Origin of the sequence: Pseudoalteromonas sp. SG43-5 (assembly GCF_014164345.1) — a bacterium.
GTDB lineage: Bacteria > Pseudomonadota > Gammaproteobacteria > Enterobacterales > Alteromonadaceae > Pseudoalteromonas > Pseudoalteromonas distincta.
This window is the reverse complement of record NZ_JACJFA010000019.1, coordinates 26373-41004: the sequence shown is the minus strand read 5'-3', so window position 1 is coordinate 41004 and position 14632 is coordinate 26373. Positions and strand designations below refer to the sequence as shown.

The following is a 14632-nucleotide window of genomic DNA, read 5'->3' as shown; positions in this document are numbered from 1 at the left end:
ATAAAGCTAATAAAATTCTATTGCGAACTTAAATATTAAAGGGACTGAAATATATTATGATGAAGTGTGATGTTATCTACAGAGGGATCAGTAATAAAAATAATATCGCTAACCTTGCTGGCGTAATTAAGCGTTGTTTCCCAAGCGCATCTAAAGCAGATGTCATCGGCTATTTAAAGCAAGATAATCTCGTGCTTTTTACCGATTTGGACGAAGAAAAAGCCAATAAAATCGAACAGGCTATCATTAAGTTTGGTGGAAAAGTTGAGCTTCAATTTAAACATAATAATGAAGATCTTTTTAATTTTGAAGACATTGAAGAAGTCGATGACTTGGCCGCAGAAGAAGAAATTGAAACTGTTGCCGTCGTTGAAGACATTTCGACAATAGAAGCGGATGCAGCACAAGAACCTGCCAATGAAAATGACACAATAAAAGTAGACACCTTTCTAATAGCAAAACCGTGGAAACGTGTCGCGGCCGTGTGCATTGACCAACTAATAACGATAGTTTTTACGTTTATTATTACGTATTTGATACTGACCTTTTTTCCAGCCACACTTGAAAGCTTAAAGTACCTTGGATTTGTGTTAAGTCTTGTTTATTTCACGCTGATGACCGGCAATTTATCAGGCGGAAAAACAATTGGCGCAAGGTTATTAAAAATAAAAGTTATAGATGAAAGCTCGGCCCCATTAAACTTACTTAACGCCTTCATAAGATCCATTGTATTCTTAGTAGGCTTCGCCTTTTTCTTTATATCAGCGATAAGTATTTTCTTCAACCCTAAGCGTCGAGGATTCCATGATTTAATGTCGGGGGCTTATGTTGTTGAAGAGGAATCAAGTAGCTTTATTAGCTCTAATGCTTTTACTGTAAAAGCACAAAAAATGGCATTTGAGCAACTCAAAAGAGCGCAAACAATTGGTATGGTAAAACTACAAGAATCTGTAGTACAAATAAATTCATCAATACCTTATCTAGAGAATGCGGGCTACATTATTGAAGATCTTGAGATGGAAGTCGGTGTATCACCAAAGGTTAATGTCATTATTAAAATGAACAGTGAAACGACGCTATCAATGGAAGAGCTTGAAGAGAAAGTTAAAGATAAACCGATCGTGGCAATGTTAGTTCGCGCAATCAAAATGAGTGCTGATTTACAAAGAAAAGTTAACATCAGAAGTATGAAAAGTGTAGGTATGGAAATCAGCCTCGCCGTAACACCATCTGTAAAACTATTATTTACGAGGTAGTATGATGGCGTGTACTTATAAGCTCGTTTTTAAAGGGGATATTGCCCCGGATAAAAACCGAGGGAAAGCAGTAAATGAGTTTGCTTCGCTCTTTAATATTTCAATCGCTAAAGCTGAGCAATATTTTAATGGCAGAAGCTATGTATTAAAGAAGGGTCTAAGTCACGAAAAAGCCCAGTACATGTCTGAGATGATGCTAGAAGCTGGCATTATCTGCTATGTAATGGGTAATGAGAATGCAAGTAATCGTTTTTCATCAAAAGGAGATGTAATAGCTAAAAAAACGTTGTTCCAAAACCGAGCGACATTAAGTCAGCATGTCACCTCCTTTGCGGGCACTACAGATCTGGCGGACTTCAACATCAAGCTACTTTTTTCAGATGTGTTTAAGAAAAGAAATGATGAAGAGCTTGAAGAGTATTATTCGGTTGGAACGATGACAACAACACCTGATATCAATGAAATAACATCCGAATTCCCAAGACCTTGGTTATTTATTCGGCTTTTTGGATTGATGCTACTAACCTATTTTGGCTTTATTTACTCATTTGAATATTGGGAAAATATTAAACTATTGCCCGGCTTAATTTTTGTGGGCACGTTTGCAATGCCTTTGAGTGTACTCGTTTTCTTTTTCGAGACAAACGTGCCAAGAAATGTATCATTAATAAAAGTATTTAAACTCGTTCTACAAGGCGGGATACTGTCGCTCATTTTTTCATTGCTCATGTTTCAATTAACTTCTGACTTAAACTGGCTAGGCCCACCTGTTGCAGGTTTAGCTGAAGAGCCTGGTAAATTAATCGCACTTCTATTAATAGCAAATGCAGTCAGATACCCATATATTTTAAACGGTTTATTGTTTGGGGCTGCTGTTGGCTGTGGTTTTGGTTCATTTGAAAGTGCTGGGTATGCATTTGAAATTCTGTTGAGTCAGAACTATACCTCAATGATAGATAACATTAATTTACGAGGTGTCTTGTCTCCCTTTGGGCATATAATTTGGACCGGTATGATAGGTGCTGCATTATGGAAAGTTAAGCAAGGCAGACCCTTTATGATAAGTATGCTATTTGAGTATACTTTTGTACGGGTTTTTCTAATAGCAACACTTTCACATATGCTATGGAATAGTGGAGACTGGCTTTTGCCTTGGATCATTAAAGCCTCTTTTATTTCAGTCGTTGGTTGGATAGTTATATTTTCTTACATTAATGAAGGCGTATTAGAGCTAAAGTCATTAAAAAATAACGCGACTTCCGAAGAGAGTGTGTGATAAGAATGCTGATCAATAACAGACCAAAATTGAAGTAAACATACGCAGAGTTTATACGAGGCAATAAGACAGCGCAGTCTAACTTACATTTATTAAGTATAATCTTATGTATTTAGCGGTGAGTCTGTAACTGCCATTTTAATAAAGTAGGAAATAAAAACATGACCAAGTAATGTGATTCAAGTTTTTTGAAATAGCCCTATGGAAATAATTAGGGCTATTGTCATAGGGCTTTAAAAGTAAAACTGCTTTTCTTAAAAATAGATATAAATATTCAGTGTTTAGAATTTACTTCGTTACTCAAGAATTTCAATTTCCACTGCGGTCTCGCTAAAACCACCAATGGTTTGTGACCCTGCGATTCGCATATCAAGTTCAAGCGTTTGATTACCTGCAGTAAAATTAGACAGGGCAAACTCTATTGATACTGTTCCAGCCGACAATGGAACAAAATCATAAAGTTGGGTATCTGGGGTTATATCTACATTAAAGTTAGTGTCTTTTACTTTTAGGTTGAAGTTTAAATTAGACAAAATTTCCACACTCGAAGTACTGCTATCTACAAGAGAGAATGAGTTTACGATAAATTCAAGCTCTGCATTATACTTAACACTCAGTGGCTTTCTATCGACCCAATTATAAGTGAAGTCATTAATATAATAAGTGAATAAATTATGTTCACCTAGCTCATGCGCTTCTTTTTGAGCTGCGACCTCTTCTGCAGTTACTCCTACAGGGTAGAGCATCATGAAATTATTTGCTAGGCCACCGCGACTTATCGAAAACTGTCGACTTGTTTCAAGTTCAGCAAAGCTCGTACTGACTGCTATGTGCTCATAGTAATCACCTACTGCAAGCGATTGTTCAAACTTATTTTCACTATCAAGTATAACCACATCTTGTGACTCTTGAACATACTCGCCATCCTCATTACGTTTATAACGTGTCACTGTAATACTTGTGGCAATCACCGTATTTTCATCTTGCTCACCCGTTGATGAAAGTTCTGCATCATTAAGTGGGTTGAAATATATTATACTTGTACCTAGTTGCGATTGGACAGGCTGTTCTGCAAACATAATCACAGCTGTAGCGTTGTCAATATCATAAGTGCCATTAGCATCAGTAATAGCCACTAACTCAATACTAACTTCACCCGCTGTTTGTGAGGTTACATTCAGCTTAAAAGTCTTAGTGCTATCAAACGTTATTTCACCGCTATCAGGTAAAGTCAAAAAACTATCTGAGAAAACTATGTCTCCTTGGGCGCCATTTAACTGAAATTTAGCCCCCGTAATCTCTGCATCCACTTCTACAGTGATAATATTTTCACATTTTACTGTTGCTGTGCAACTCAGTTCATTATCTACTGTAAAACTAACAACTTTTGGGGCTTCAGTGGTTACACTGCCGGTCGAGCCTCCACCTCCTGTTGATGTATTAGTACTCTCAGATGGATCTGAGCCCCCACCTCCGCCACACGCAGTTAGAAGTAAAGTTAAAATGAGTACCCATACATAATTAACATTCCGTTTCATATTATTCCTTATTTTTACTAATTTAATTCTACTATTCTTAATTCAATATTGAGCAACAACAGTTGCTACTCAATATATTTAGCACTGCTCTCTTTGAACTTTATATATTATAAAACTCAAAGACACACATGTTAAATATTAGTAAATTTTAATTTCTATATCCATAGTTTTATTAACCTTTTTTATAGAATTAATAATAAAGAGGAATTAACATATTAAGGTTTTACCTGACAACTAAAGAAATCTAGCCAGTAATATGCTGATTCAAGGTAAGGAAAAATAAGAGAGAAAGGTATTGGTAAGGTTATGTAAGCAATTTAAATGAATGGTTTATACTTGTTATTAAATTAATAAAGGTAATGTTTAGAAATCTGTTTCATTTCAGTATTAATATAAAAAAGAGAAATGACTGCTCGCTTCTTTAATAACTATCTATGTTTAAAATACAGAAAATAAATGTAAGCGCCCATAATAAATGGACGCTATATAAAATTATATACTAGTCACTACCAAATAAATCACGTGTATAAACCTTATCAGCAATATCGCTAAGCTCTTCAACCATGCGGTTAGATACAACAACGTCAGATATTTGTTTAAACTCACTTAAATCTTTAATTACACGCGAGTGATAAAATTCATTTTCTTTAAGTACTGGTTCGTAAACTACTACCTCAATACCTTTGGCTTTAATACGCTTCATAATACCTTGAATAGACGAAGCTCTAAAATTATCAGATCCGCTTTTCATTACTAACCTATATACACCAACCACTTTAGGGTTACGTTTAAGTATTGAATCCGCAATAAAGTCTTTACGTGTCGTATTAGCATCAACAATGGCACCAATAATATTGTTTGGTACATTTGCATAGTTTGCACGTAGTTGCTTAGTGTCTTTTGGTAAGCAATAGCCGCCATATCCAAACGATGGGTTATTGTAATGGCTACCAATACGCGGATCTAAGCTAACACCTTGTATAATTTGCTTAGAGTTTAAGCCATGTGCTTCAGCGTAGCTATCAAGCTCATTAAAATAAGCGACGCGCATTGCTAAGTAAGTATTTGAGAAAAGTTTAATAGCCTCAGCTTCAGTTGAGTCAGTAAACAGTACTTCAATATCTTCTTTTATAGCGCCTTGCTTAAGTAAGTTAGCAAACACTGTTGCGCGGTCACTTTGCTCACCGACTACAATACGTGATGGGTATAGGTTATCGTGTAGCGCTTTACCTTCACGTAAAAACTCAGGCGAAAATATTAAGTTATTAATACCAAGTTTTTCTTTAATACTATGTGTAAACCCAACAGGTATAGTTGATTTAATCACCATAACTGCACCTGCGTTGTGCGCTATCGCATCTTTAATTACAGCCTCTACTGAGCTGGTATTAAAGTAGTTATTTTCAACATCATAATCAGTGGGTGTAGCAATAATTACAAAATCAGCATTTTTATAAGCTGCTACTTTGTCAGTAGTTGCGGTGAAATTTAAGTCGCTACGTGTTAAAAACTCACTAATTTCGGTATCAACTATTGGTGAATTTTTATCATTTAAAAGTGCGATTTTGTGTTCGTCTATATCTAAGGCAACCACTTCATTGTGTTGTGCTAGCAACATAGCGTTAGAAAGGCCTACATAGCCCGTACCAACTACAGCAATTTTCATATTAATCCTTTAAGATTAGTTAATATCCAAGAGCATAATATCAGATGTTCTGAAATAAGTAATAATGACACTTTATATACCTAAGAAGAGAGTTTCCTCTACAATAAAATATATAACTATTATTTGTTGCATGAGCTTAAACAATTTCATTATAAGCAACTTGCTTTAAATGGTTTTTATGAAGCTACAATTACAAATCGCTTGCACTTGTATCAAGTGGAGCAAAGCTTTTAATTAAATCATCAACCGCTTTCATTTGCGTTAAGTACCCCTCTAACTTACTAAGCGCTAGCGCACATGGGCCATCACATTTAGCTTCGTTAGGATTTGGATGCGCCTCAATAAATAAACCTGCAATACCTAGCGCCATACCGCTGCGTGCAAGCTCTGCTGCTTGTGCACGACGACCATCAGCAGAATCAGCTCGGCCACCAGGGCGTTGAAGTGCATGTGTTGCATCAAAAATAACAGGCGCCATTGCTTTCATGTCATCCATACCCAGCATATCAACCACTAGGTTGTTATAACCAAAGCTAGAGCCACGCTCACAAAGTGCGATGTTATTATTACCCGCTTCATTAAATTTAGTAATGATATGGCGCATTTCATGTGGCGCTAAAAACTGTGGTTTTTTCACGTTAATAATTGCACCTGTTTTAGCCATCGCCACAACTAAATCCGTTTGACGTGCTAAAAAAGCGGGTAACTGAATTACATCAACAACTTCAGCAACAGGCGCTGCTTGATGCGGTTCATGTACATCAGTAATAAGTGGAATTTTAAACGTGTTTTTAATCTCTTCAAATATTTTTAAACCTTCTTCCATACCAGGACCACGGTACGAATTGATTGAAGAACGGTTAGCCTTATCAAATGACGCTTTAAATATATAAGGAATATTTAATTTAGTCGTTACTTCTACGTAATGCTCTGCAACACGCATAGCTAAATCACGAGATTCTAATACGTTAATACCACCAAACAATACAAACGGTTTGTTGTTTGCTAGTTCTATTTCATTAATTTTTATAATTTGGTCTTTCATATTTACCCTTCATAATTCAATATTTATATATTTTAAGTATTCACTAAACTTAAAATTTAACTTTACTCTAATAGAGCAAAAAAATGATCCGATTACTTTATTTACTACCAGCCATAAAAAGCACCTATCCTGAAAAAATTATCGTCAAAAACAGTTTTACCAGTATAAAGTTCAATACCCCAATAACCATTTTGTATTTGTTGGGTGTATCGGGTTTCTAGTTCAAAGCCTATTGTGTAAGGCTCATCAGGTAAACGCCCTGCACCATTATCGCCTTGCTCTAAACCATTTTCGATACGACGAAATGTAGTATCTATATTTTGTGTTGAACTATATTGCCATACCCAGTTAATAGATTGACTTTCAGCCGCCGGCTGATGGTTTTCACCACGCTCATTACCTGCCCAATGCCCTAAAACTTGGCCACTAATTGTATTACCCAAAGAGTATAAATGAGCTATGTACCAACCCTCTTGCCAACGGCTATTTTCAAGCCTTAAACTATGATCTTCGTGTAAATATGGTAAAAATAGTCCAAAGCTATAAGCATTATTCTTTTTACCACCGCCAAAGGTATCTTCAAAACCAACGTCACCATAAAAACTAAAAGGCACATCAAACCAGGTCGCTTTATAGTCAAAACTAACAGAGGCAAGTTGGTCACCTACTTCATAATTTGGGCCAAACTCAGAAAGCTCTTCACCATTCACATTATCGTTATTACCGGGTAAGAAGAATGCTTCGGCAAAATCACTAATGCCAACAGAGCGATCTCCACCACCAAATTGCAATAAACGGTTAGCACTTAAGGTTAAATCATCAAAAGGAGAAAAACTTAAATGCACCCCCGCTAAGTGAGGTTTACCTTCAACTTTTAAGCCAAGCTCTTTGCCTGAATTGATCGCAGGGTCTGTTTTCATTTTCATGTAAAACAAATCGTAACGTATATCAAAGTCGGTAATAGGCTCCACATTGCTAATGCCAATAGAAGGAAGGGTTTTAGCATTTGTACTTAAAATCATTGTACTATCGTTAAATGGTGAATACCAACGTTCCCTATAGCCTATATCTACTTGTGCATACTCGTTACCAAAATAAACAAAGCTTTGAGTTGGGAGCAAATTATCTTCGTTGGCAATACCGCCCACACTTACACCAAAATGATTACCAAAATTAGCAAAGCCACCGGCTTCTAATTTTAAATAAGTATCAACGCTTTGTCCGCGCTGATTAGGTATGGATTTAGATCCATTACCATAAGCTATTGTAGCTTTAGCATAAGTCATTGCATCGGTTTGCTTATATAGAGCGAGTTCGTTAAACAGTTTTTGATACAAACTGGGGTAACTATGCTCAATAGATTTTAATACCTTTAGCACTTCTGTTGTTTTATAAGGCTTGCTCATCATATGAGCGTTGTCGCCAACAACAAGGAGCTTTTCAACTAGTTGCTCTAACTGTGGGTTTTGTTTTAAAGGTAAGTAAGGTGAGACCCCACTTGCAAAAACCTGAGAACTAAACATTAATCCAATTAATACAGGTAATTTTTTTAGCATTGTTCTTCCATTTATTGTTATGTTCTAGGTAATATTTACATAATAAAAAATCGCTGATGGGTTAACAACAACGATCTGTATTAATTTACTATCTCTGTTAAATATACAGTACTTAATCGATTACACCATACTAACCAACTCTACCACATAGAAAACCTAAGCCAGTCTATTGTAAGCGCTTTGCTGCCTAGCGTGTTTAATTTACACATAGTTAATTAACAACCCTTTGCGTGACCAAGCTTCACGCCTACGTTGAGACGATTTCAAAGATTTAATTACCATCGGGCGCACCGATGTCTATTTTTTGTAGGCGCTTTGCTTGCTAGCGCGTTTAATTCACACATAGTTAATTAACAACCCTTTGCGTGACCAAGCTTCACGCCTACAAAGAGTTTAATTTCATAGAATGTTGATGTCGCTTTAAATACTGAGCTTGGTAATATACAAACCTAATCTAAAAACAAAAAAACCGTATTTAAATTAAACACGGTTTATAATTTTATAATCAACACAGGTTATATCTTACAAATTAACCACATTGTTAAGTGTTGACGCACTTTCGCCATTAACTAATGCTTTTAAATGTTGAGTAAACTCCTTACCTAGCCTTTCATCACGTATCGTATATTCAACAACGGCTTTTAAATAACCTAGCTTATCTCCACAGTCATGAGCACGCCCACTCATGTGGAACGCCTCTACAGCTTCTTGCATCATTAATGCATCAATAGCATCTGTAAGCTGTATTTCACCACCTGCGCCTACATGAGTTTTAGCCAGTAAAGGCCAAATATTTTTACTTAATACGTAACGCCCTACAACAGCAAGGTTTGAAGGCGCGTCATCGGCAGCAGGCTTTTCGACCATAGTTTTAATTGCAGCACTTTTACCTGGCATTAATTGAACACCGTTAATATCGGCAATACCATATTTGCTCACATCTTCTAGTGCAACAGGCTCTAGCATAATTTGGCTTGCTTGAGCAGTATTAAAGCGTTTGATCATCGCGGCTAAATTTTCTGTTTTTTGATCAGCCGTATGTGCATCAAGTATTACATCAGGAAGTAGCACAACAAAATCATTATTACCAACGATAGGTTTAGCACATAAAATGGCATGGCCTAAACCTTTAGCTTCACCTTGGCGTACACTCATAACAGTGACATCAGGTGGGCATATTGATCGAACTTCCTCAAGTAACGTTCGCTTAACACGTTTCTCAAGAGTTGCTTCAAGCTCAAAGCTAGTATCAAAGTGGTTTTCTATCGCATTTTTAGAGCTATGCGTTACTAAAACAATTTCTTTAATACCCGCCGCAACACATTCATTCACAATGTACTGAATAAGTGGTTTATCAACTATTGGTAGCATTTCTTTAGGAATTGCTTTAGTCATTGGTAACATGCGAGTGCCCAAACCGGCAACTGGAATAACAGCTTTCATAGATAGTCCTTTATTTGAAAATAATTTACACGTTAAATTTACCCTAACAGTACTAAACTAATAGCCTGAATAAATTTTAGGATAATAAATATTAAGATTAGGTTCCAAAAAAACACAAAATAAAATGTACACCTCAGCTCAATGAGATAGTAAGTTGCTAACAAGAAAACTTAACAACCACAACCAAGTTATTAATAAGCGTTTTTATTTATAAAACCTTTAAAAATAGTCAAAAATATAATTTTAATATCTAACCATAAACTCCAATTATCTATGTAATATAGGTCACAGTCTATTCTCTTTTGTAAGTCAGTATCGCCGCGCCAACCATTAATCTGTGCCCAACCTGTTATTCCTGCTTTTACCATGTGCTTTTGCATATAACCAGGAATTTCATCTTTGAACTGCTCAACAAAAACAGTACGCTCCGGACGCGGACCTACTATCGACATATCACCCTTTAAAACGTTTATAAACTGTGGTAATTCGTCGAGACTAGTTTTACGAATAAACTGACCAAATTTAGTGTTTGTTTTACCTTTGGCTCCCCCCCATTGTACGCCGTCCTTTTCACTATTTTGAGGCATACTTCTAAATTTAAGCATCATAAATGTCTTATTATTCCAACTAACCCGTTCTTGCCTATAAAAAACAGGTCCAGGTGAAGTGACTTTAACACCAATAGCCAAAATTAGAAGAATGGGACTAATCATCAATAAGATCACCCCGGATAAAAATTTATCTTCCATAACTTTAAGAAGCTGATTTCCGCCACTAATGGGTGACATACTTAAGTTAATAACAGGTAAACCGGCAATATCACTTACAGAATGGTTTATTAACCTAAAACCACGCATATCAGGTATATATCGAATCGTTTGAGTTGCATTACGCAGGCTATGCAAAATTTGCTCAACCAATAGCTCATCAGATAGTGGTAAAGCAATCCAAACCTGATCAATTAATTGGCTGTATTTATCCATATAAGCCTCAATTTTGTTGAAGTCGCCCAAATGCGAACAGCCTTCAACATGTGCATCACCAAAAGATCCCAATACTTTATAACCTGTCCATGGTGAGCTAAAAATTTTATTAACTAGGCGAATCGCAATTTCACCATCACCAATTACTAAGACTCTACGCTGATTACCACCTATAGAGCGGTACTTGTTAAGCATTAAACGAATACTAAAACGTATAACTATAAGAGCAAGCCCACCGACAAAAAACCAATATATAAACAATTTATTATCGTAATTCAATGAGTTATCAGAGATATAATAAATAGCCCCTAAAATAACTTGGTTTAATGTCCAACATGTTGTCGCTACACCAATTTCTTTTACTTTAGATTCCCCTCTCCATGTTCTGTACATGCCTAGATATGGGTATAGCCAAAAAGCAATAGCAATGCTTAAAAACAGCGTAAGAATAAAACTCTTTTGGGGCCATATATCGCCATTTATTAGCCACATTGATACTGAAAAACCGATAAATATAGCAAATAGGTCAGAGCCGCGGTGTAAGGTTGCAACCAATAAGCTATGATCTTTTGCAAATCCTTTAGACATAATTCTCTCTTTTATTAATTCAATAACGAACACTTAAAGTTCGGACAAAATATTTTTATGTTTAATTATTTGTTAGACAATGGCACTTCAGTCACATAATGCATTCTGAAAGGCAGATATAATTTAATACTCTATTTGTAACTTTGTGAAAAGCTCAATCCTTTAACAACTAAACTCTGTGCAGCACTACTACTTGATGCTTCAGCATAGCAACGTAGTTCTGGCGCATTACCTGATGGTCTAAAATGTAATATATCATTATTCTCCAATGTAATACGCAGGCCATCTGTTGTATTTACAGCAATGTGCGGTGGTAAGTTAAGCGCAGATGTAAGAAGCGCTAAATTACTCGTTAGTTGCTTTAATAGTTCTTTACTTTTTTGTGTTGGAAACTCTTTTACTCTGTCACTTGCTACAAAGCGCTGAGGTAGTCCGACAAGCATTTCTGCAATGCTCTTTTTTTGTGATAATAACAGTAGTACCGGCAATAAAGCATCACGCGTAGGCAGTGCCGTAAGTATTTTTCCGTTTACATCAATATCAGAGCCTAATAAATAACCACCATTAGCTTCAAAACCAGCAACACGTGTAAAGTCTGCTTTTAAACTTTCAAACTCGGCAATTACATATGGTGAACCAATTTTTGTGCGTACGACTTGCTTAAAGCGATGTGATTTTTCTATCGAGGTATTACAACTCACAGGTACAGCCAATGCTTCTATATTTAATAATTGACTCGTTATTAACCCAAGCGTATCACCATTGAGCCATAGCCCATTTTCATCAGCAACTAATGGTCGGTCACCATCTCCATCAGTAGAGAATATCGCATCAAATCCATATTTACTTGACCAATCCAGTGCTTTTTGTTTATCTTCATCCGAAACAGCTTCCGTGTCGATAGGAACAAACGTATTACTTCTTTCTAAACAAGTAACATCTGCTCCCAAGCTTTCAAAAAAAGTTTTGTATATATCTCGTCCTGCACTTGAATGTTCATATATACCGATTTTTTTTCCCACAAGAGCATTACTACTAAACAGCTCTGCATAACGTTTTATATAAGCTTGCTCTGCTGATTTACATACGAAAATATCGGTTAGGTGTTTAACCTGCCTTAATGTTGTATCGCTATTTAAAATAGCTTGCTCATCAGCTTTAGTTATTTCGCCATCAGGGCGGTAAAATTTAAGGCCGTTACGGTCAAATGGAATGTGACTACCTGTGACCATAATACTTGGCATACCGTCCTGCATAGCTTTATATGCAAGTGCCGGCGTAGGGATAACACCATAATAAACGATGTTTATATTCAGTTGCTTTAGCCCCTCTACACAGGCTTGTGCAATTACGTAGCTGCTTGGACGATTATCAATCGCGATCGCGACTGTATCAAAGCTAAACTCATTGTCGATTGATTTGACAAAAGCAACGGCAAAAGCAGCACATACATCAGGAGTAAAATCGCTTACTAACCCACGAGCACCACTTGTACCGAAAGCAACGCTACTATTAGCAATAACTTGAGAACTAATTAATTTATTCATTATATTTCCGAATTATTTTAATTTTATTTAAGTTTTACGATACCTAAAGCTATGAGACATTTTGCGCTTCATAAATAGAAGTATGATTCAGGTACCTGTTCACATTCGTTTCGTACTTGGGCAATACAAGACTTATAAACGAAGGGTAAAACTTAGCCTAGGGAATATTTTTATAATATAGGTTCGAATTTACTTCGGGGTTGGGGACTATAAACTTGAGAAAGTAAGTTTCACCTACAAGCAGATGAACCACCAAGAGAACTAATATATCTATTCGCACTTAGTGGCTCATGTCAAAAAGCATAGATTATTTAACACGACCATAGCGGTCTTCAAAACGCACTATATCGTCTTCACCAAGATAGGAGCCTGATTGCACTTCAATCAATTCTAAATCAACTTTACCCGGGTTTTCTAAAGCATGAACCGCGGTGATAGGAATATAAACCGACTCGTTCTCTGTTACATACTGCTCTGTATCGTCAATTTGTACTTTGGCCGTGCCAGATACTACAATCCAGTGCTCTGCACGGTGGTGATGCATTTGTACACTCAGCTTAGCTCCAGGTTTTACAGTTATACGCTTAACTTGAAAACGCTCACCATTATCAACAGAGTCATACTTACCCCAAGGACGGTATACTTCTCTGTGTAGCGTAGCTTCTGAACGTTGTTCATCTTTTAATTGTTGTACTATTGCTTTAACATGCTGTGACTTATCTTTATGCGCAACGAGCACCGCATCTTTGGTGTTTACTATGACCAAATTTTCAACGCCAACGGTAGCAACTAGTTTATCTTCGCCAAACACCAAGGTGTTTTTTGTATCAACGGCTTTTACGTCACCACTAAATGCATTACCATTTTCATCTTGCGGTGATACTTCCCACAATGCAGCAAAACCACCCACATCACTCCAGCCTGCATCCATAGGCACAACAACAGCATCTTTAGTGTGTTCCATTACCGCATAATCTATTGATTCGTCTGGGCATGCTTCAAACGCCGCTTTATCTACACGCACAAAATCCATATCATCATTTTGCACTTGCATGGCTTTTTCACACGCAGCATATATATCTGGGCGGAATGCTTTTAGCTCGTCTAGGTAACGGCTTGCTTTAAACAAAAACATACCGCTATTCCAGTAATAATCACCGCTTTTAATATAGTCTTGTGCTGTAGCTTCATTCGGTTTTTCTACAAAACGCTCTACCACAAACCCTGCCTGATACTGCTCACCGCGCTTAATATAGCCATAACCTGTTTCTGGTTTATTACCTACAATACCAAAGGTCACTAACTTACCCTGCTCAGCAAGCGTTGCCGCTTGGCTAACGCTTTGCTGAAACGCACTCGTATCATTAATAACATGGTCTGCAGCAAGTACGAGTAACAACGGGTCTTCGCCGTTTTCTAATGCTTTGAAAGCAGACAGCGCAATGGCTGGGGCTGTGTTACGCCCTACGGGCTCTAAAAGTATACCACTGTGCCCAACACCTAATTGACGTACTTGCTCTGCCGCTATAAAACGATGCTCTTCATTGCAAATTAGCATAGCCGGTGAATGGTCTAATCCATCTAAGCGATTTAACGTGCTTTGCAGCATCGTATAATCACCGCTTAATGTTAAAAATTGCTTGGGGTAATTACCGCGCGATAGAGGCCATAAGCGTGTGCCTGAGCCGCCCGCCATTACTACTGGTAAGATCATGTTAAATTCCTTTAATTATT

General features: G+C 36.9%; 10 protein-coding genes. 2 read left to right on the top strand and 8 right to left on the bottom strand.

Annotated features, from left to right (window positions below):
- Positions 1-56 precede the first annotated feature (56 nt).
- The gene (locus H5161_RS16720; RefSeq protein WP_182769714.1) at positions 57-1256 is read left to right on the top strand and encodes an RDD family protein; all 1200 of its coding nucleotides are present in this window, start codon (positions 57-59) and stop codon (positions 1254-1256) included.
- A gap of 1 nt (position 1257) precedes the next feature.
- Positions 1258-2532 carry a PrsW family intramembrane metalloprotease gene (locus H5161_RS16715; RefSeq protein WP_182752382.1) on the top strand — a complete coding sequence of 425 codons (1275 nt, stop codon included), beginning with the start codon at positions 1258-1260 and terminating at the stop codon, positions 2530-2532.
- 296 nt (positions 2533-2828) lie between these two features.
- Here the strand turns inward: H5161_RS16715 and H5161_RS16710 are convergent, their stop codons facing one another.
- The 8 genes from H5161_RS16710 to H5161_RS16675 all read right to left on the bottom strand — a co-directional run bounded on the left by H5161_RS16710 (position 2829) and on the right by H5161_RS16675 (position 14612).
- A complete protein-coding gene (locus tag H5161_RS16710) occupies positions 2829-4070 on the bottom strand; it encodes a hypothetical protein (protein WP_182769713.1) in 1242 nt (413 codons plus the stop codon).
- A 499-nt stretch (positions 4071-4569) separates the two neighbouring features.
- Positions 4570-5736, bottom strand: coding sequence for a nucleotide sugar dehydrogenase (locus tag H5161_RS16705; RefSeq protein WP_182769712.1), 1167 nt, complete (start codon positions 5734-5736; stop codon positions 4570-4572).
- A 190-nt stretch (positions 5737-5926) separates the two neighbouring features.
- Complete coding sequence (gene kdsA, locus H5161_RS16700; RefSeq protein WP_182769711.1) at positions 5927-6781, bottom strand: 3-deoxy-8-phosphooctulonate synthase; 855 nt, start codon at positions 6779-6781, stop codon at positions 5927-5929.
- 104 nt (positions 6782-6885) lie between these two features.
- Positions 6886-8337: a capsule assembly Wzi family protein gene (locus H5161_RS16695; protein WP_182769710.1), complete on the bottom strand. Its 1452-nt coding sequence runs from the start codon at positions 8335-8337 to the stop codon at positions 6886-6888.
- A gap of 522 nt (positions 8338-8859) precedes the next feature.
- Positions 8860-9780, bottom strand: coding sequence for a UTP--glucose-1-phosphate uridylyltransferase GalU (galU, locus tag H5161_RS16690; RefSeq protein ID WP_182769709.1), 921 nt, complete (start codon positions 9778-9780; stop codon positions 8860-8862).
- Positions 9781-9971: 191 nt separating this feature from the next.
- Positions 9972-11384, bottom strand: coding sequence for an undecaprenyl-phosphate glucose phosphotransferase (locus H5161_RS16685; protein WP_220493558.1), 1413 nt, complete (start codon positions 11382-11384; stop codon positions 9972-9974).
- Positions 11385-11482: 98 nt separating this feature from the next.
- A complete protein-coding gene (locus H5161_RS16680; RefSeq protein WP_182769708.1) occupies positions 11483-12898 on the bottom strand; it encodes a phosphomannomutase in 1416 nt (471 codons plus the stop codon).
- Between the two features lie 307 nt (positions 12899-13205).
- Positions 13206-14612 (bottom strand): mannose-1-phosphate guanylyltransferase/mannose-6-phosphate isomerase, encoded by a 1407-nt coding sequence (locus H5161_RS16675; RefSeq protein WP_182769707.1) that lies wholly within the window; start codon positions 14610-14612, stop codon positions 13206-13208.
- Positions 14613-14632: the final 20 nt, after the last annotated feature.